Here is a 19,085-nt window from a genome sequence, read left to right as displayed (position 1 = left end):
CAGGGCGGCGCCAACCTGTCCGGCAACATCGTGGTCGGCGGCGACGCCGAGATCGCCTTCGCCTGCTCGGCCGGCACCTACCTGCTGTTCAACCCGGACCGCCGCTGCGACGGTGCCGGCGGCGAGCCCGACATCAATCCGTCGTTCACCGCTTTCCCCAGCGCCGACCTGGCGATCAACGGGACCACCACCCCGCCGCCGGTCGGCGACAACAAGGCCCGCTCGGCGACGGCGTCGGCTTCCTACACCTCGGCGTGGGAGTCGATCGCGGCGATCAACGACGGACTCGAGCCCGGATCGTCCAACGACACCGTCAACCCCCGCTGGGGGACCTGGCCGGAGACCGGTCAGCAGTGGGCCGAACTGACCTGGCCGGGCGCGCAGGTCCTCAACCGAGCGCAGGCCTATCTGTTCGACGACAACGGGGGCGTACGGCTGCCGGGCTCCTGGAAGCTGCAGTACTGGACCGGCAGCGCCTACGCCGACGTGGCTGCGACCAGCGGATACCCGGTGGCCGCCAATGCCTACAACACCGTCACGTTCAATGCGGTCAGCACCACCCGGCTCCGCGTGGTGATGCAGGCGAGCGGAACCGCCTCGGTGGGCCTGCTCGAGGTACGCGCGTACTGAAACGATCAGAAACGATCAGAGCACGGCGGCCGGGACCCCTCACTTCCCGGCCGCCGTCGCGGCAGCCTGAACCCCCACCAGTCGCCGATCTTGTGAGGTTGCACCACTCGTGTAACCGCAACGCCACAAGATCGGCGAGAAGGGCGATCGCTAGTGAGTGCGCCGCGAGCAGCGGCTGAGGGTCGGATCTGAGCGAGTTCGATCGTTTCTGCGCGAACGGGCATTGACGTGTCTTGTTGTGAGCGATTTACTCCCGTAACGAGATCGTCACCCGGTGCTCGACCGTAGGGGAGTCGCGACGTGCGGATCAGACAGTGGACGGCAGGCTGCGCCGCGATGGTGGCCGGCCTCGCCTGGGGACTGACGGCGACACCGGCCACGGCGGCCGAGGAGACGGTCGACGTCGTCGTGGACGGGCGGGATGTGCGCAAGGACAGCGTGCACGGGCTCCCGTACAAAGGCCTCGGTCTGATCAGTGCCAACAGTACGAGCAACCTGCTGATGGACTACAAGGCCGAGCACCCCGGCCGGTACTGGGAGCTCATCGGCGTGCTGTTCGGCGGGCCGCACCCGCTGATCAACCACGTCAAGATGGAGATGGGCTCGGACACCAACAACTCGACCGGCGCGGACGCGGCCACCATGCGGACGGCCGACGAGCTCGCCGACGCCTCCCGGTCGCCCGGCTTCCAGCTGGCCGCCGACGCCAAGACGGTCAATCCGAAGCTCAAGGTGTCGATCCTGCGCTGGACGATGCCCTACTGGGTGCAGCAGGCATGGAGCGCCGGGACCGGCCGCGACGAGATGTACCGGTGGTACAAGGAGACGATTCTCGACGCGTACGAGAAGTACGGCTACATGGTCGACTACGTCAATCCGGACACCAACGAGACCACCAACCCGGACCTCGCGTTCATCAGGTACTACAAGAACGCCCTGGTCACGGACACCGACTTCGCCGATCCGCGGTACGGCATCCCGGCTGATGAGCAGGCGGCGGTCGCGGAGGCGTACCAGAAGATCAAGATCGTCGCCTCGGACGAGAACCAGACGAAGAACATCGGCCCGGCGTTGCTCGACGACCCGGCCCTGTTCGGGATCGTCGACGCTGTCGGGTACCACTACAACACCGACGACCGCTACGACGGCGCCGTCACCAGCAACACGTACGAGCCGTACACCAAGCTTGCGACCGTCCGCGACAAGGAGGTCTGGTACAGCGAGGGCGTCGGCTCGTTCGGCTTCACCGACTATCGCGTGAACAACAACGAGGGGCCGGGCGGCGCGAGCACCGGCATCGGAGGTCTGCAGAGTGCCCTCGACCTGGCCAACCGCAGCGTCAAGGGCTACCACCGGTCCAAGCGGACCCACTACGTCTTCCAGCCGGCGATCGGCTCGTTCTACGAGGGTGCGCAGTACAGCCACAAGGAGCTGCTCAGCGCACGCGACCCGTGGTCCGGCCACATCCACTACGACGCGGCGATCTACGTGATGCGGCACTTCACACAGTTCGCCGAGACCGGCTGGGAGAACGACACCAACACGGCCGGCATCTGGCGGACCGTGCCCGAGGCCAGTTACAGCGGCGTGCTCGGCACCGAGAACCTCGACGGCTCCAACGGTGCCGCCAGCTACCTGACGCTCGCCGACCCGGACCGGCGCGACTTCTCCACGGTCGCGGTCAACGACAGCGATCTCGTCAAGACCTACCGGATCAGGGCCGAGAACATGGACCTCGGCGCGGATCCCACCCTGCGGGTCTGGGAGACCCGGGCCGCCCACCACATGCACCCGGTCGCGTCGCTGCGGGCCGCGGACGACGGCTGGTACACCTACCAGGTGCCGCCGCGGTCGATCGTCACGTTCACCACCCTCGACACCGGCGGAGGGGACAGGCTGCCCGAGTCGGCGCCGCGCACGGTGCTGGACACGGGGGAGAACGTTCTGCACGCCGACGACTTCCACTACCCGGCGAACAGCGCCCGTGGTGACGAGCCGCGCTTCATGGTCGACCAGACGGGCGCCTGGCAGGTCGCCGGCGACCGGCTCTACCAGCTGATGGACCAGTCGATGAAGGACACCGCGGCGTGGAACCGCAACAGTCCCAACACGCTCGTCGGTGACTTCCGCTGGCACAACTACCGGGCGAGCGTCGACGTCTCCTTCCCCGACGCCGCCGGTTCGGCGGGGCTGGGCGTACGCCAGCAGAACGGGATGGCCGCCGACAGCGCTGCCTACCAGATCCGCATCACCAAGGCCGGGGCCTGGACCTTCAGCAAACACGGCACCACGATCGCGACCGGCACCCGGACGGCGGCCGACGGCTACACCCTCGCCGTGGAGGCCGCGGGTGCCACGATCACGGCCTTCGTCGACGGCGCGGCCGTGCACCGGTTCACCGACCCGGCGCCCGAGCTGGCCGGCCGTGTCAACCTCGCGAGCGACTTCCACCGGACCGGTTTCGACAATCTCAAGATCGAGAAGATCAAGGGCTTCTCGCCGTACGCCGAAACGCTGCTCGACAACATGGACGGCACCAACGCCTACACCGGCACATGGAGTCACCGGGCGGCGTCCGGTGACGCCATGGACTGGCATCGGTCCACCTCCACCAGCAGCCAGGCCGGCTCGTCGGTGACGGTGAGGTTCACCGGAACCGGCCTCGACGTGATCGGCGGCAACAACGGCTCCGCCACCCTCGACGTCTCCGTCGACGGCGCGCCGCTGGCCACCGGCGCCGCCACCGGGAGCACCGCCAAGCGACAGGCCACCTACACGCTGCGCGGGCTCACCGACGGCTCGCACACGGCCACGTTCGTCCTCCGGTCCGGCACTCTGGTCCTCGACGCGTTCACCTCGATCTCCGGCAAGGTGGACGGCCCGGTCGACACGAAGCCGATCCGGGAGGCCCTGGCAGCGGCCGGCACACCCGTGGAGGCCGACTGGTCGGCGCAGTCCTGGGCCGTGTTCGCCGCGACCCGCGCGAGGGCGGCAGCGGCGCTCGACGGGCAGCCGGGCCTCGACACGATCGGTGTCGCGCAGCTCACGGCCCGGCTCACCGCGGCGTCCGACAACCTGCGGCCCGCCGACGTCACCGACACGAAACGCGACCTCGGTCTCGTGGGCGCCGTCCTGACCAGCGGAGACCTCCCGGCCACGGTCACCGTCGACGGACACTCCCGCGCTGTCACCTGGACCGCTGCCAGCCGCAACACGGCGCGCGCCGCCTACACGACGGTGACGGTCGAGGGCTGGACCAACGACGCTTACGCCGACGGCCGGAAGCAGGCGTTCACCGCCCGCTACGAGGTCGTGCCACCGTCACTGGTCTACTACATCGACTCGGGACTGGCCGCCGGGCAGAGCTCACCACAGTTCCAGGCGGTCTCGGGTTCGGTCGCCACACTGCTCAACGGCACCGCGGACCAGATCTCGGCGACCGCCGACGCCTGGGGCCTCGTCAACGACGGCATCACCGTCAAGGGCGGCACGGATGCGGCCGACAAGTTCTCCACCGGCCACTGGGCCGGCGGCAACAAGACGATCCGTTACCGGCTGCCGCTGGAACCGGGGAAGTACACGCTGACCGCCGGATTCACCGAGTGGTGGGCGCAGACCCGGCCCATGTCACAGACCGTCACGGTCGGCGGCGCCACGGTCACCGGCACCCCGATCAGTCTCAGCTCGACCAACGCGCGGGCCACCGGCACGGTGTCGTTCACCGTGCCCGCGCCGACGGTGGTCACCTACACGGTGACGAAGACCGGCTCGCAGGACCCGGTCATCAGCTGGCTCGCCGTGGCGCGTACCGGCGACCTCGACCCGGAGACCGTCACGATCACCGGTGCGCACGAGGTGACGCCGGGGGAGCAGGCCACCCTTCAGGCCGCCGTCGCGCCGGAGCACGCCTCCCAGGCGGTCACGTGGCGGTCGTCGGACCAGGCCGTGGCCACGGTCTCCGCCGACGGGGTGGTGACCGGGCTCGGGTACGGCCGGGCCATCATCACCGCGACCCCGGTCGCGGCCCCGGGGCTGTCGGCGTCGCACGAGGTCCTGGTCGTGCCGGCGGCCTGGTCACCGGACGCGGTCTATCCGTCCGGTAACCGGGTACGCCACGACGGCCGTGACTTCGTGGCGCAGTGGTGGACGCGCGGCCAGACACCGGGCGCCTCACCGTGGGGCGCGTGGGCCGAGATCGGCACTCCGGCCGGCTGCGGCCCTCCGGTGTGGACCACGTCGTGGATCTACACCGGCGGGGAGACCGTCCACCACGACGGCCGGCTCTGGCAGGCCAGGTGGTGGACCCGCAATCAAGAGCCCGGCGATGCGTACGGCCCATGGCGCGACCTGGGTGGCTGCTGACACCTCATCGCAGCCACGCGGCCAGCGGAATGCCCTGCTCGCGCAGTGCCGTGGCGATCAGCCCGGCGATCTGCCGGGCACCGGCCGCCTCGAAGTGGGTGTGGTCGGCGCAGAAGAAGGCGCCGACCGCCCCGCTGCCGTAGTCGCCGTTGTTCGGGCACAGCCCCAGGCTGTTGTAGAGGGCCACACTGCGCTGGTGCAGGTCGATCACCGGCACGCTGTTCGCGGTGGCGGCGTTGCGGGTCTCGGTGAGGAATCCGCGGTTGCCGACCGCGGTGCCGCCGCTGCAGGTGATCGCCGCGACCGGGGTCACCAGGACGGGGTTGGCACCGCGAGCCTTGGCGGCCTGCACCATCACACCGAGCAACTGCTGGAAGCGGGCCGACCCGACGTGCCGCGGGCAGGCAGACGTGCCGTCGTTGATGCCGAACTGGATGAACAGGTAGTCCCCGGCCTTCATCCCGGTCGTGGCGTCGAGCATGCTCGTCCAGCGGGAGTGGTAGGTCTCCGGGCTCACGACGCACTCGCCCGCGGTGTTCTTGGTGCTCGTGACGTTGCCCTCGTACAGCCAGGTCTGCACGCTGCGACCGCCGACCGCGCTGTTCTGCACGGTGACAGAGCTGTTGAAGTAGGCGGCGATCTGGCTGCCCCAGCCCACCGGGCAGGTGCTCGCGTTCATCATCGTGGAGTCGCCGGCCATCCAGATCCTCACCTGCCGGGCGGGCGCCGAGGGTGACGCCGGCGGCGTGCTGGGCCCCGTGCAGGGTGTCGGCGACGGGGTGCCGGGCTGTCCCGTGCACAGGGTGCCGTTGAACGTGAACGACGCGGGCACGGGGTTGGTGCCGTTGTGACCGCCGTTGAAGCCGAAACTCACGGTGGCGCCGGTCGCCACCGCGCTGTTGTAGCTCACGCCGGTCGCGGTGGCCGTCGAGCCGCTCACCGCGACGGTGGCGTTCCACGCCTGGGTGACGCTCTGTCCGGGCACCAGCGTCCAGGCGAGGTTCCAGCCGTTGACCGCGTCGCCGAGGTTGGTGATCGCCACCTCGGCGCCGAAGCCGGTGCCCCAGCTGCTCGTGATCCTGTAGTCGACCCGGCAGGCGGGTGCGAGCGCGGCCCGGGCCGTGGCGATGCCGAGGGTGCCGGTCAGCAGCACCCCGGCGAGCGCGGCGGAGAACGCGAGGACGCGGCGGGTTGTCATGACGCGGCGGGTTGTCATGACGCGGCTCCCAGCTTCTCGGTGATGATCGGCGCCAGGCGGGCCGCGATGGCCCGGTGGCCGGTGTCGTTGGGGTGCACGTTGTCACTGAGACCTCCGGCCGGCAGCCAGCCGTCGGTGGGTACGAAGAACGTGTTGCGGTCACCGGCCACGGTCACGGTCTGCACGGCGGCCTGGGTCTGTGCCGCGTACCGCTTGGTGAAGGTCTGCAGGGCCAGGATCACGGCCTGCGGATACTTCGCGCGGATGTCGCGGAGCAGGCCGGTGTAGACGGTCTGGAAGGTGGTCGTGCTCACGCCGTGTCCGACGTCGTTGGTGCCCAGGTTGATGATCACGACGTCGGCCCGGTATCGGGAGAAGTTCCACAGCGCCGAGCCCGCTGTGGTGCTTACCCGCAGGAACCGGTCGGCCATCCCGGTGCAGCCGTCGGCGGCACTGACCAGGCAGGCGCCGCCCTCGGCGATCTGGGTGTGCGCGTGACCGAGCTGTTCGCCGGTCAGCCAGCCGTACGCAGTGAGCGCGTTCTTCGACGAGGTGGTGCCCACGGTGATCGAGTCGCCGACGAACTCCAGCAGCCGCGGCGGCCGGGGCAGGGCGTACGTGGTGGCGCCGCCGTCCAGGACGAGGCCCTGGAACACGGCGTCACCGTGATAGGACCCGGCGACGACCCGGTAGGAGACCCGCAGCGTGTGGTTGCCGGGCCGCAGCGCCGCCGGGGTGAGGCTGACCGTGCCGCTGACGTTGCGGAGATGGACGTCGGCCGCCCCGTCGATGCTGTAGTACAGGTCGATCGTGGAGCGCTGCCGCAGCGCGACCCGGGTGCCGGTGAACCCGGTGGTCAGGTACGCGCCGGCGAACTTCGGCACCACGGCCGCCGGGTTCGTGGTGTCCCACCGGCCCTGGAAGGCGATGTTGGGATCGCTCGGCGACCCGTCACCGGCGGCGGCGTGCGCGGGTGGAGTGCCCAGGCCGAACAGGAGGGCGGCGACCGGGACGACGAACAGGCGGAGCCATCGGGACACGGCACTCTCCTCACGGGCGGGAGCGCTCCCAGGTCGGAGCTGAAACGAATCATCCCCGCAGGATTAGACGAACGTCAATGTCTCAGGATGGTCCGGATCAGGCGGCCAGGGCCCGGGGCCGTGCCAGGGAGCGGGTCAGGGTCTCGGCCGTCATCGGTCGGGCCAGGTGGAAGCCCTGGGCCAGATCGCAGCCGATGTCGCGCAGTGCCGTGAGGGTCTCGGCGTCCTCGATGCCCTCGGCGACCACGGTCAGGCCGAGGTTGTGGCCGAGCTCGACCGTCGAGGCGACCAGGGCCCGGTTGCCGGGGTCCCGGCTCAGGTCCTGCACGAACGACCGGTCGATCTTCAGCTCGTCCAGCGGCAGCAGGCGCAGGTACGTCATCGAGGAGTAGCCGGTGCCGTAGTCGTCGATGGACGTCTTCACGCCCAGGCCGCGGATCCGGTGCAGGGTCTCGATGGCCGTGTTCGGGTCGGACATGATGCTGTGCTCGGTCACCTCGATGCACAGCTGGTCACCGGGCACGCCGGTCTGGCGCAGCAGGGCCGCGAGCCGCTCGGGGAAGCCGGTGTCGAGCAGTGACCGGGTGGAGATGTTGACCGCGACCGGGATGCGGTGGCCCGCGTTCAGCCAGAGGCGGGCCTGCTCCAGCGCCTGTGCCAGCACCTGGTCGGTGAACCGGTGGATCAGAGTCGTGGCCTCCAGCACCGGGATGAACGCGCCCGGCGAGATGGGTCCCTTGGTCGGGTGCTGCCACCGGGCGAGTGCCTCGACGCCGGCGAGTGCGCCGTCGGCCAGGGCGGTCTTGGGCTGGTAGTGCAGGGTGATCTCGTCGCCCGCGTCCAGGGCCCGCCGCAGGTCGCCGAGCAGTCCGAGGCGGGCGTTGCTGTCGTCGGTGGCGCCGACCGTGAACCGGCGGAAGCCCAGACGCTGCTGCTTCGCGATGTTCATGGCGGTGTCGGCGTGCCGTAGCACGGCCGGGGCGTCCTCGCCCGGCCCGGCGGTCGCCACGCCGATGCTGACCTCCAGGTCGACGGTGAAGTCGTCGATGACGAACGGCGCGGCGAAGGCGCCGGTCAGGCGCGCCGCGATGTCCTCGCCGATGGCGGGGTCGGCGTCGCGCAGCAGGACGGCGAACTCGTCGCCACCGAGCCGGGCCACGAAGTCGTGGTCGCGCACCGAGGCGCGCAGCCGCTGGGCCACGTGGGTGAGCAGCCGGTCTCCCATCCGGTGGCCGAGCTGCTCGTTGACGTCGCGGAAGCCGTCCAGGTTGACCACGAGGACGGTCGCCCGGCCCAGTCGCTCCCGGTCCGGCCGGCGGCGGTGGCTGGCGTCCTCGGCGAGCGCGAGTTTCGTACGCCCGGTGAAGGCATTCCGGTTGGGCAGTCCGGTGAGCACGTCGGTGGCGGCGAGCGCCTCGACCTGACGCCGATGCCTCCGCGAGGAGAGTGCGAACAGCAGGAGCACGGCCAGGCTGACCGCGAAGGTCAGCACGCTGCCCCAGAACAGCCGCCCGGACTCGCCCCGGCCGGCGGTCTGTTTGTCCGCGTGATCGCCCAGGTGGTGCTGCTGCTCGGCCAGCACGGTGCTCATGATCTCGCTGATCACCGGCTCGATCGAGTCCTCGAGGACCTCCTCGGCGGCCTCCATGTCGTCCTGGTCGAGGAGCCGCAGGTAGTCGGTGATGCGCGGCCGCAGGTCCCGGTGGGCCCGGACGATCCCCGAGGTGAGCTCCTCGTCCTCGACGTCGACCTCAGCCATGTACGCCATCGCCCGCTGGGCCTGGCTGTAGACGTCGGGCAGCTGCCGGCGCTCCTCGCCGTCCGGCTCGCGCATCGACGCCTGGATCAGCGCCATCTCCCAGCTGACCAGGTAGGCGGCCTGCTGGTAGGCGTCGGTGTTCGCGCTGTCGACGGCGAGCTCGGAGACGATCCCGGCCTGGCGCCAGCTGCCGAACACGGCATAGCCGGACAGGCCAGCGAGCACGACGGCGAGCAGGCCGACCAGCCATCGCGAAGCGGCACGCGCTGACCCCATCATCACCTTCCGGCCGTCGGGCACCGGACATGCTGGTCCGGGTCACGTCCTCATCGGCGCGGTGCGCTGCTCGATTACCCCTGGACGGGTTGCACGACGGGAGCGGGACTCAATACTCTTCAGATGTAGTCAACAAATTGACTACCCCAAGGAGGTACGAATGCACGCGTTTCGTCAGGCGGTCGAGGCCCGGGACAGCGCCGCGATCGAGGCCCTGCTCGCCGACGACGTGGTGTTCACCAGCCCCGTCGCGTTCAAGCCGTACCCCGGCAAGGCCATCACCGCCGCCATCCTGCGCGGCGCCCTGCGGGTCTTCCAGGACTTCCGCTACGTCCGCGAGATCGACGGCGGCCGCGACCACGCGCTGATCTTCGAGGCCACGGTCGGCGGCAAGGCCGTGAACGGCTGCGACTTCCTGCACGTCGACGAGAACGGCTTGATCGACGACATCATGGTGATGGTGCGCCCGCTGTCCGGCGCCAATGCGCTGGCCGAGGCGATGGCCGCCCAGTTCGACCGGATTCAGCGCGAGGCTGTCGAGTCGTCGGTGTAGGTCAGGTGACCAGCATGACCAGCGCGACGACCGTGGCGAAGACGACGATCGTCCAGCGCAGGACGTCGCCCGGCAACCGCCGGGCGACGCGGGCACCCAGGTAACCGCCGACGATGGTGGCCGGGGCCAGGACCGCGACGACGACCCAGTCCACCGGCCCGAAGACGCTGTAGATCAGAACCGTGGTGGTGCCGACGACCGCACTGAAGACGTTCTTCAGGGCACTGATGCGGCGCAGCGGCTCGTCCAGCACGAGTGACAGGAAGGCGATCAGCAGCACACCCATGGCGGCGTTGAAGTAGCCGCCGTACACCCCGCAGCCGAACACCGCCAGCTGCAGCAGCCCGGTCTGCCGGCGAGGACTGTTGTCGCGCGGATGCCCGGCCAGTACCCGTAGCCGGGTCTGCAGCGCCATCATGAGCGCCGCGGCCAGCAGCAGGAACGGCACCACGAGGTCGAAGACCTCCTGCGGCGTGACCAGCAGGATCGCACTGCCGCACAGGGTGCCTGCCACGATCGTGGGCAGGATGGTCAGGATCCGCCGGCCCTGGCCCACAAGGTCCGGCCGGGACCCGGCGGCGCTCGCGGCGTACCCGGGTGCGACGGCCAGCGCGTTGGAGACGTTGGCCACCACACCGGGCAGGCCGAGGCCGACCAGCAGCGGGAACACGATCAGCGACCCGCCACCGGCGATCGCGTTCACCGCGCCCGCCGTCAGGCCGCCACCGACCAGGGCGAGCACCTCCCAGGTGGTCACCGGGTCGATCCTGCCCTACCGGTTCGCCGGCGCGGTCAGGTGGTGCAGAGCAGGCCTTCTGACGGCTCACCCGAGGCGGGTCACCCGGGTCGCGCCCTCGTGCACCTTCAGGTACGGGCTCGACGAATACCCGTTGTCGTCCGCGCTGTTGTAGACGTGCAGGCCGATGTCGCCGAACTCGATCCACAGACCGTCGGCGAGCCAGCCCTTCGCCCGCTCCAGCGGCAGTTCACTGAGGTCCTCGCCGCCGTCGAAGTACGGGGTCTCGACGGCGGCGAAGCCGGTGATGGTCCGCCCCGCGATCACCGCCACCGGCTGCGGCTCCGACGGCCGCCAGGTCCATGCCCCGCCGAGCACCTGTGCCGGCGTCGTCAGGTCCACGGTGTCCCGGGTGAGGGACAGATCGTTCCATCCATCCCAGGCGATCTCCACTTGCGAACCGTCGCTGAGAACGAGCACCAGGGGTCCGATCAGTAACGACCGCTCACGCCGGTGGTCCCAGACGGTCCAGCCCGCCGCCACCGACCGTCCGACCAGTTCCAGCAGAGTCTCCGATCGCGCCGAGAGTCGATCTCCCGCGCCCCGGAAGTCCGACTCCCACCCCGAGTACCTCCGGCTCCACTCCGTCACGCCGAGATCCTATGCGCGCCCGCATCGCCGCCAGATGTCTCGGAGAGCCCAGCCGAGGGGTGATCACGAAGGCGGTGTTGCCGGCCGAGGAGCGGTGGGCCCGGGGCGGGGCCGGTACGCGGTGGCCGGACGTGGCGTATCGACCACCGCGTACCGACCCGGCCTGGATCAGTTCTGCGCCGTGTTCGCCGGTGCTCGCAGTGGTCAACCGCAAGCGCGCCGGTCCCCGCGGCGACAAGGCCGCCCTCCCACGTGCGTGGTGATTTGCGGTGCGCCTGTGGGCGTGGGTCACCACGCGGGAGGGGGCGTGGCCGTGTGTGGTGATTGGTGGTGCGTCTGTGGGCGTGGGTCACCACGCGGGAGGGGGCGTGCCCGCGTGTGGTGATTGGTGGTGCGTCTGTGGGCGTGGGTCACCACGCGAGAGGGGGCGTGCCCGCGTGTGGTGATTCGCGGTCTGCGGGTGGGCGCGCCCCACCACACAACCGGCGTGGTGGGGCCGGGAAATACGGAGCTTCAGCTGGGGAATCCGGCCGAGAACTCTAGAGAGCTTTCGCCGTCGGGGTTCCCGGCCCGTCAGCCGCATTCGTCGGTGGCGCTCGGTCGGCTGGTGGGCCTGGCGTTGCCGTCGTGCGGTCCGAGGATGCCTCGGATCGCCGCCGGGATCGCGGGGGCCGGTTACCGCCGCGGTCCGGTGCTGGACGATCGACTACGGCCGTTTTCGGAGCCGGGCTCCGGGATATCGCTGCCTCCGGCCCGGTAAAGGGTTCACCGCCCACGGCTGGGCGATCAGGCTGTCCGAGGAAGGGGCCACCGGCCACCGCTGGGCGATCAACAGCCCGCGGAAGGGTTCGCCTGCCAGGGCTGGGCGATCACGCAGTCTGGGGAAGGGTTCGCCGGCCACGGCTGGGCGATCAACAGCCCGCGGAAGGGGTTCGCCTGCCACGGCTGGGCGATCAAGCGGCCCGGGACAGGACTGTCCCCACCAACCCCAACCAGACCCTGACCGTAAAAGGTGTCTAGAGATGGTTCGCTGATCAAGCGGCCGCCCGCCGACGAGTTCCCGCACCTCGCCGAGATGGCCCTGCACGCGCTGCGTTCCGGAGACCGCTACGCCGACGCGTTCGGCCCATCCTCGACGGCCTGGACTGGCGGCCGCCGGCCCGCTGGGCGACCACTGCCTCGGACGGTTGCCCTGCCGGAGCGGGGGTAACCCCACGGCCACACGCCCGTTCCGGTCGCCCGTCGAAGGAGACCACGTTGACCGACCAGAAGATCAGCCCCCGTTTCGTGTTCCTCGATCAGTCCCTGGAGCCGATTCAGGTCAGCCCGGACAACTTCATCGACGCCTATCCGACGGCCTCCAACCCCGTCTTCGAGGTGTCGAAGGCGGGCGACACGGCCCGGATTCAGCTGATGGGGCCGGACGCGGGGTATCAGTCGGCTCTCGAGTGGCCGAAGCCGGACTCCGGGCCGGTCGAGCTGGCCCCCGCACTGCTCGAGATCCTCGAAGGCCCCGCGCGGGACGAGCGCGGGGCCGCAACACGTGCACTGGTCGAGGAGATCCGTGGCTTCCTGGACGACCGGCAGGGCAGTAGCGGCCGGGAAGGCAGCGGCAGCGGCGGCGGGGCAGGCGGCAGCGGCCGGGAAGGCCACTGACCCGGTGCCGTCAGCGGCGGGGCTCCCAGCGGAACATCCGGTTCGCGAACGAGACGGCGACGACCACCCAGGCGAACGTGGGCCCCAGCAGGACCAGGGAGTCCGACAGGGCGACCCCGCCGTTCCAGGCGTTGAGCATCAGCTCGGTCGCCGCGCCGCCCGGGAGCAGCCGCTTGACCAGTTCGAGCTCCGCCGTGCCGGTGATGCCGACCCAGCTCGACACGGCGATGACGCCGAGGCTCACCGGTAGCGTGGTGACCTGGGCGTGCTCGGGCGAGTTGGTCACGCCGGCCGTGGCGAGTGCCAGACCGACCATCATGGCCACGGTGGCCAGCACCGCGAGCACCAGCAGTGGCACGTTGTCGGGCCGGCCGGCGACCAGGCCGAAAACGATCAGAATCCCGGTCAGCTGTACGAGAGCGACGACCGTGGCCGGCGTGACGAGCCCGGCCAGGATGCCGGCGTCGCTCTCGGCCGTGGAGCGCAGCCGCTTGAGGAACAGGTTCTGCCGGCGTGAGGCGAGCGTCGTCACGATCGAGGTGTAGAGCCCGAAGGCGCCGACCGTGAACATGATGATCGCCGCGATGTAACCGAAGCTGGCGAGCTGGGCGAACACCTCGTGCCGGTAGACGAAGAACGCGCTGACCGCGACCGGGATGACGAAGCTGGTGACCAGCACCATGCGGTTGCGGAAGATCTGGATGAGCTCGGAACGAGCGATGGCGAGCATGACGGTCCTATCCGAGGGTGGGGACGGGTCAGGATTCGATGGCGCGGAAGACGTCGTCGAGCCGGGTCGGGCCGGCTGACAGGTCGCGCAGTTCGACGGCGTGGTCCTGAGCCCAGGCCAGCAGCAGGTGCAGGTCTTTCTGCAGGTGGAAGGTCTCGACGCGCACCGACCCGTCGGCGGCCGCGGCGACCGGCAGCGGCAGCGCGGGCGCGGTGGCCGACGGTGTGAACGTGATGACGGCGGGCAGGGTCCGGGTCAGCTCGGCGACGGTGCCCTCGCGGTGGAAGACACCCTTGTGCATGAGCCCGATCCGGTCGGCGCGCTGCTGCGCCTCCTCCAGGTAGTGCGTGGTCAGCACTACGGTCGAGCCGTTCTCGCGCAGCCGGTCGACGGCGTCCCACAGGTCGTCGCGGGACTGGATGTCCAGGCCGGTGGTCGGCTCGTCCAGGAAGATCAGCTCGGGCGTGCCGTAGACGGCCGTCGCGAAGTCGAGGCGGCGTTTCTCGCCGCCGGACAGCTGACCGACCAGCGTGCCGGCCCTGTGGTTCAGGCCGACCAGGTCGACGACCCGGTCCACGTCGTCGTCGCGCCGGGTCAGCCCGCCGATCAGGCCGACCGACTCGCGGACGGTGAGGTCGGGGGAGAACCCGCTGTCCTGCAGCATGATGCCCATGCGCGGCCGTACCGCCTTACGGTCGCGGGGACTCTGGCCGAACACCCGGACGGTCCCGGACGTCGGGACCCGGTGCCCCTCGACGGTCTCCAGGGTCGAGGTCTTGCCGGCGCCGTTCGTGCCCAGCAGCGCGTACAGCTCCCCGGGACGAACCTCGAAGGAGAGATCGCGTACGGCGTGGAAGTCGCCGTACTTGAGGTTGAGGCGTTCGACTTCGATGACTGGCGTTGTGGACATGAAACGATGACACCAGCCGCCCCACCCGTACGGTCAGTGTCGCCGTGTCATGAACGGACATGACGTGGTGTCACTACCCGGCACCCCGGTCCGGCCGAATACTGGTGGGGTGAAGGCAAGATCGTTGCGTCTCACCGAGGCGACCCAGGGGCGCCTGCGCCGGCTCAACCTCTACACGGCGTTGCCGCCGATCACGCTGGCGGCGGTGGTCGTGATGGCGGTCGACATACGGTCGTGGTGGCACACGCTCGTGCTGGCGCCGGGCGTGATCGCGGCGCTGGTGGCCTTCGAACGGTGGACGGCGAACGACATCGGCCGGGTGGCCTGGCCCTGTCTGGCGGTCGCGGCCGCGGTGTGGCCGGTCGGAGCCTTCGTGGTGGGGAGTCCCAACGCGTACTGGGGTGTCACCAGCGTCGCCTCGCTGACCCTCCCGCGCCTGACCCGTCATCGGTATGCGGCGGCGGCCGGGCTCCTGGCCTTCGTCGTCGCGGTCGGCGCCGGCCGGCTGCTGATGGAACCCGGCGGCGACGCGTTCGCCAGGTACGTGCTCACCCCGGGCGGCCTCACCCTGACGATCCTGGTGCTCGCCTTCGCCGGGGAGCGGTTCTACGACATCGTGCAGGAACTGGAGGTCTCCAGGGAACGCGAGGCCGAGCTGGCCGTCATCCGGGAACGGGTGCGCTTCGCGAGCGACCTGCACGACATCCAGGGTCACACGCTGCACGTGGTGAAGCTGAAGGCGGCGCTCGCGCGCAAACTCGTGCACAGCGATCCGGGCCGGGCCGAGCAGGAACTCTGCGAGATCCACGACCTGGTGAGCGACACGATAAAACAGACCAAGGAGCTGGCGTACGCGCAGCGCCGGCTGAACCTGTCGGCGGAGCTCGAGAATGCGAAGAACCTGTTCGAAGCGGCCGGGATCCGGGTGCGTATCACGCGTGAATCGGAGGTGGACGCGCGAGTGAGTGAAATGCTCGGTCAGGTGTTACGGGAAACGACGACGAACATCCTGCGGCACGCACAGGGCACGCGGGTGGCCATCACTCTCACAGCATCAGGAATCACGATCGTCAATGACGGTGCCGTGGGCAACGGTCCGCCCGAATTGCGTGGGCTCTCGGCTCTGCGGCAGCGGATGGTGACCGACGGGGGAGAACTGACAGTGACCGCCGAGGACGGAGAATTCACGACGGCCGCGGTGTTCCCCGCGTTCTCGGGCGGTGCGCGATGACGTCCGTCGTGCTGGCCGACGACGAGGCCCTGCTGCGCAAGGCGATGGCCGCCCTGCTGCCGCTCGAGGGGGACATCACCGTGCTGGCCGAGGCGTCGGACGGACGGGAGGCCGTGGAGGCCACGCTGCTCCATCAGCCGGACGTGCTGGTGATCGACCTCGAGATGCCCAACGTGGACGGGCTGGGCGCCGTCGCCGAGATCCGCCGTGCCCGGCCGCGGCAGGTGATACTCATGCTGACCCGGCACGCGCGCCCCGGCGTACTCCGGAAGGCTTTGAAGTCGGGGGTTCAGGGTTTTGTCAGCAAGTCGGCGGAACCCGCCCACATCGCGACCGTCATCGCCACCCTGCACGCGGGCAAGCGCTGGATCGACCCGGACGTCTCGGCGCTAGCCGTCATCGACGACTGCCCGCTGACCGAACGCGAGCTGGACGTGCTGCGGGTCACCGGCGAGGGCTACTCGGTGGCCGACATCGCCGCCCGGCTGCACCTGGCACAGGGGACCGTCCGCAACTACCTGTCCAGCGCCATGCAGAAGACCCAGACCCAGACCCGTCACGAGGCGGCCCGCTACGCCCGTGAGCACGACTGGCTGTGACCGCGGCGTGCCGGATCCGTAGGATTCGCCCATGAGTGCGCTGCGGTCGGTGCGTCCATCAACGTTCGTCGGCGTCGGTGCCGCCCTGGCTCTGGCGGTCGTGGCCCTGCTGCCGCTGCCGGTGGCCGGTGGGCTGCTGACCGCCGCGGTGCTGATCCCCGGCGCGATGACGATGTGGTCCGCCCGCACGGGGACGACGGCCGGACCGCGGTTCCGTGCCCTGCTGCTGGGCGGCGGACTGCTTCTGATCGGCGCCGCCGGGGCTGCCGGTGCGGTGATCACGCTGGCCCAGCCGGCCGTCGGCGTCGACGGGGTTCCGGTGACGGCCCGGCTGTACCTGGTGACTCTCTTCCTGGCCGTCCTCATCATGCTGCCCGCGCTGCTTCGCCCGCAGCAGCATCGTGACCCCCTCGGCAGGCTGCGGGTCTGCCTGGACATCGTCGGTGTCTCCGCGTGCCTGACCCTCCCGCCCTGGGTGCTCATCTTCAGCGACGGCTACCTGCGGGGCGCCTCGTCGATCGCCACCATCGTCGGCGCGACCGCCACCGCCGTCGCCGCCGTTGTCGGCGTGCACTCCATCCGGCATCGGGCCTCGCTGCGGTGGGCCGGCCCGGGCGTCGCCCTGACGCTGATCTGTCTCACCGCCCTGGTCATCGGCGCGGACAACCCGGCCAACCCCAACTCGGCGCTCGCCGTGGTCGCTGCCGGCGCCGCCGTTAACATCGCCGCCTGGGTGATGTGGTGGGGCAGCGTCCGCGTCGACCCGGAGACCGGCCGCCCGGTGCCGGCGGGCACCGAGCCGGCCGCCGGGTTCCCGCTGTTCGCCCTGCCGGTGCTGGGCTCGTCCGTCGCGGTGGCGGCAAGGCTTCTGCACGGCGGCCACCTCGACGCGACCGCGATCGCCCTGGCGGTGATCGCGCTGCTGGCGGTGGCGACCCGCGAGTTCGTCGCCGCCGTCGCCCTGCGCCGCCACGCCGACCTGCTGACCCACCACGGCAGGCGGCTGCGCAGCCTGATGTTCGGCGCGTCGGACGTGGCGATGGTGCTCGACACCGGCCTGGCCGTCTGCTGGCAGTCCTCGGCCGCCGCACGCCACTTCGGCCTGTCCGACCAGGAGGTTCTGGGCCGGTCGATCACCTCGCTGGTCCACCGGGACCAGGCGGCCGCGCTCGACGAGTTCCTCACCGCACGGCTCAACGAGGACCGCACCGAGCTGGACGCCCGATCGGTCACGGCCAGGTTCCGGGACGGCTTCGGGCGGTGGCGCGAGACGGAGTGGACGGTCGGCGGCGCCGACCCCGCCATGCCCGGCCGCAGCCTCGTCCTGCACATCCGTGACGTCACCGACCAGCGGGAACTCGAGCAGGCCCTCCAGCAGGCGTCCCATCAGGACCCGCTGACCGGGCTGGCCAATGTGCGGGGCCTGCGCGGCGCCGGCCCGGGGACAGCCGAGGGGGGCGCGCTGATCGTCCTGGAACTCAGCGGGCTCACCGCGATCACCGACGTGCACGGCACCGAGCGTTCCGAGACGGTGCTCGTCGAGGCGGCCCGCCGGGTACGCACGCGTATCGACGCCACCGACGTCTGTGCCCGCGTCGGCGACGCCCGGTTCGCGGTGCTGACCCGCAGCGGCGCGGTCAGCGCACATCTGCTGGCCAACCAGCTGGTCACCGCCCTGACAGCACCCTACGAGCTGGACGGCGCCAGCGCCCACCTGCTGATCTGGGCCGGGCTGACCGACGCGTGCCCGCAGACCGACACCGACGAGATGTTGCGACGGGCCGCCCTCGGCCTGCGTGTGGCCCGTTCCCAGCCGCCCGGCGGCGTCGAGTGGTACGACGAGACCATCGAGGAGCAGCTGGTACGCCGGTCCGCACTCGAGCAGGACCTGCCGACGGCAATGGACCGCAACCAGCTGGAACTGCTCTTCCAGCCGGTGTTCGAGCTGTCCGGCAGGCGCCCGGTCGGCGTCGAGGCGATGATCAGCTGGCGGCACCCCACGCTGGGCCGCCTCGCCGCCGATGAGCTGCTGGCCCTGGCCGAGGACCTCGGCATGCTCGGTGAGCTGCGGCAATGGGCGTTGCACCGCACGTGCCGGCAGGTCGCCGCGTGGCGCGGGGAGTACCAGCCACTGTGGTTCTCGATCAGCGTGCGCCCGAGCGAGCTCGGGGCGGAACCGTTCGGGGTCGGGCTCGACGAGCTGCTCACCGTCCACCGGATTCCCCGGTCGGCGCTCGTGGTCGAGGTCAGTGAGGACGACCTGCACCAGAGCCCGGAGTCCAGCGAACGACTGGCCGAACATCTGCGGGCGCTGCGGATGAGCGACGTGCGTACGGCGGTGGGGCACTTCGGCGCCGGCCCCACCTCCCTGAGCCGGCTGCGTGTCCTGCCGGTCGACCTGCTGAAGATCGACCGTGGGGTGTTCAGTCAACAGGGCTCCGCCCCGGCGGTCGGCGCGATCATGGACATCGCCGTCACGCTGGGCCGGCGGCTCGGCATGGACGTGATCGCCGACGGCCTGTCCACCGACGACGACGTGGAGACCGTCTACGCCACCGGTTGCCGGTACGGCCAGGGCGACCTGCTGGCCCGCCCGCTGCCGGCCGAGCACCTCGAGGCGCTGCTCGAAAGATCGCGTGAGTGGGATCGGCCAGCGGGACCATAACCTCGGCGCAGTTCAATTGTCACCCGCTGATTCACCCATTCAGATGACCTGAATCAGCATTGAGGTTGACCACTTCATCAGAACGATGC

Annotated in this window: 13 protein-coding genes and 1 pseudogene; 7 read left to right on the top strand and 7 right to left on the bottom strand. The window is 70.3% G+C overall.

The annotated features are described in order from the left end of the window. Nucleotides 1-630 (top strand): annotated as a pseudogene (locus CLV67_RS53750) (hypothetical protein); the annotation flags it as partial. 300 nt (nt 631-930) lie between these two features. Continuing rightward, on the top strand, nt 931-4,992 hold the full coding sequence (locus tag CLV67_RS33600; protein WP_146169387.1) for an Ig-like domain-containing protein: 4,062 nt from the start codon (nt 931-933) through the stop codon (nt 4,990-4,992). Between the two features lie 4 nt (nt 4,993-4,996). Here CLV67_RS33600 and CLV67_RS53745 read toward each other — a convergent pair whose 3' ends face one another. The 3 genes from CLV67_RS53745 to CLV67_RS33580 all read right to left on the bottom strand — a co-directional run bounded on the left by CLV67_RS53745 (nt 4,997) and on the right by CLV67_RS33580 (nt 9,268). Next, nucleotides 4,997-6,208, bottom strand: a complete 1,212-nt coding sequence (locus CLV67_RS53745; protein WP_239166294.1) for a cellulose binding domain-containing protein — start codon at nt 6,206-6,208, stop codon at nt 4,997-4,999. Continuing rightward, a complete protein-coding gene (locus CLV67_RS33585) occupies nt 6,205-7,230 on the bottom strand; it encodes an SGNH/GDSL hydrolase family protein (protein WP_239166293.1) in 1,026 nt (341 codons plus the stop codon). Before CLV67_RS33585 ends, CLV67_RS53745 begins: the two co-directional genes overlap by 4 nt. A gap of 97 nt (nt 7,231-7,327) precedes the next feature. Further along, nucleotides 7,328-9,268, bottom strand: a complete 1,941-nt coding sequence (locus CLV67_RS33580) for a putative bifunctional diguanylate cyclase/phosphodiesterase (RefSeq protein WP_146169386.1) — start codon at nt 9,266-9,268, stop codon at nt 7,328-7,330. Nucleotides 9,269-9,425: 157 nt separating this feature from the next. Here CLV67_RS33580 and CLV67_RS33575 point away from each other — a divergent pair, with 157 nt between their 5' ends. After that, entirely contained in the window at nt 9,426-9,818 is a 393-nt protein-coding gene (locus tag CLV67_RS33575; protein WP_106325662.1) for a nuclear transport factor 2 family protein, read from the top strand. A 1-nt stretch (nt 9,819) separates the two neighbouring features. Here CLV67_RS33575 and CLV67_RS33570 read toward each other — a convergent pair whose 3' ends face one another. Further along, complete coding sequence (locus CLV67_RS33570; RefSeq protein ID WP_106325660.1) at nt 9,820-10,575, bottom strand: sulfite exporter TauE/SafE family protein; 756 nt, start codon at nt 10,573-10,575, stop codon at nt 9,820-9,822. 66 nt (nt 10,576-10,641) lie between these two features. Beyond that, nucleotides 10,642-11,205 carry a hypothetical protein gene (locus CLV67_RS33565; RefSeq protein WP_106325658.1) on the bottom strand — a complete coding sequence of 188 codons (564 nt, stop codon included), beginning with the start codon at nt 11,203-11,205 and terminating at the stop codon, nt 10,642-10,644. Between the two features lie 1,257 nt (nt 11,206-12,462). Between CLV67_RS33565 and CLV67_RS33560 the strand changes: the two genes are divergently transcribed. Beyond that, nucleotides 12,463-12,861, top strand: coding sequence for a hypothetical protein (locus CLV67_RS33560; protein WP_106325656.1), 399 nt, complete (start codon nt 12,463-12,465; stop codon nt 12,859-12,861). Between the two features lie 10 nt (nt 12,862-12,871). On the opposite strand, the gene CLV67_RS33555 is transcribed toward CLV67_RS33560, so the two are convergent. Both CLV67_RS33555 and CLV67_RS33550 read right to left on the bottom strand, forming a co-directional pair. Beyond that, the gene (locus CLV67_RS33555) at nt 12,872-13,591 is read right to left on the bottom strand and encodes an ABC transporter permease (protein WP_106325654.1); all 720 of its coding nucleotides are present in this window, start codon (nt 13,589-13,591) and stop codon (nt 12,872-12,874) included. A gap of 28 nt (nt 13,592-13,619) precedes the next feature. Beyond that, on the bottom strand, nt 13,620-14,501 hold the full coding sequence (locus CLV67_RS33550) for an ABC transporter ATP-binding protein (RefSeq protein WP_106325652.1): 882 nt from the start codon (nt 14,499-14,501) through the stop codon (nt 13,620-13,622). 109 nt (nt 14,502-14,610) lie between these two features. Between CLV67_RS33550 and CLV67_RS33545 the strand changes: the two genes are divergently transcribed. From CLV67_RS33545 to CLV67_RS33535, 3 genes are read left to right on the top strand one after another with little or no spacing between them, the layout of a single operon-like run. Continuing rightward, nucleotides 14,611-15,732 carry a sensor histidine kinase gene (locus CLV67_RS33545; protein ID WP_203737067.1) on the top strand — a complete coding sequence of 374 codons (1,122 nt, stop codon included), beginning with the start codon at nt 14,611-14,613 and terminating at the stop codon, nt 15,730-15,732. Beyond that, on the top strand, nt 15,729-16,331 hold the full coding sequence (locus CLV67_RS33540; RefSeq protein WP_106325648.1) for a response regulator transcription factor: 603 nt from the start codon (nt 15,729-15,731) through the stop codon (nt 16,329-16,331). The genes CLV67_RS33545 and CLV67_RS33540 overlap by 4 nt, the downstream gene beginning before the upstream one ends. Before the next feature lie 31 nt (nt 16,332-16,362). Then, complete coding sequence (locus CLV67_RS33535; RefSeq protein WP_106325646.1) at nt 16,363-18,996, top strand: EAL domain-containing protein; 2,634 nt, start codon at nt 16,363-16,365, stop codon at nt 18,994-18,996. Nucleotides 18,997-19,085: the final 89 nt, after the last annotated feature.

Origin of the sequence: Actinoplanes italicus (assembly GCF_003001815.1) — a bacterium.
Classification (GTDB): Bacteria; Actinomycetota; Actinomycetes; order Mycobacteriales; family Micromonosporaceae; genus Actinoplanes; species Actinoplanes italicus.
Note: the sequence above shows the minus strand (reverse complement) of the source record. Positions and strands in the feature narration are given on the sequence as shown.

Excerpts from the sequence above, each read along its gene's own strand:
- CLV67_RS53745 (WP_239166294.1), bottom strand. The coding sequence starts at position 6,208 with ATGACAACCCGCCGCGTCATGACAACCCGCCGCGTCCTCGCGTTCTCC.
- CLV67_RS33580 (WP_146169386.1), bottom strand. The coding sequence starts at position 9,268 with ATGATGGGGTCAGCGCGTGCCGCTTCGCGATGGCTGGTCGGCCTGCTC.
- CLV67_RS33575 (WP_106325662.1), top strand. The coding sequence starts at position 9,426 with ATGCACGCGTTTCGTCAGGCGGTCGAGGCCCGGGACAGCGCCGCGATC.
- CLV67_RS33555 (WP_106325654.1), bottom strand. The coding sequence starts at position 13,591 with ATGCTCGCCATCGCTCGTTCCGAGCTCATCCAGATCTTCCGCAACCGC.
- CLV67_RS33550 (WP_106325652.1), bottom strand. The coding sequence starts at position 14,501 with ATGTCCACAACGCCAGTCATCGAAGTCGAACGCCTCAACCTCAAGTAC.
- CLV67_RS33540 (WP_106325648.1), top strand. The coding sequence starts at position 15,729 with ATGACGTCCGTCGTGCTGGCCGACGACGAGGCCCTGCTGCGCAAGGCG.
- CLV67_RS33535 (WP_106325646.1), top strand. The coding sequence starts at position 16,363 with ATGAGTGCGCTGCGGTCGGTGCGTCCATCAACGTTCGTCGGCGTCGGT.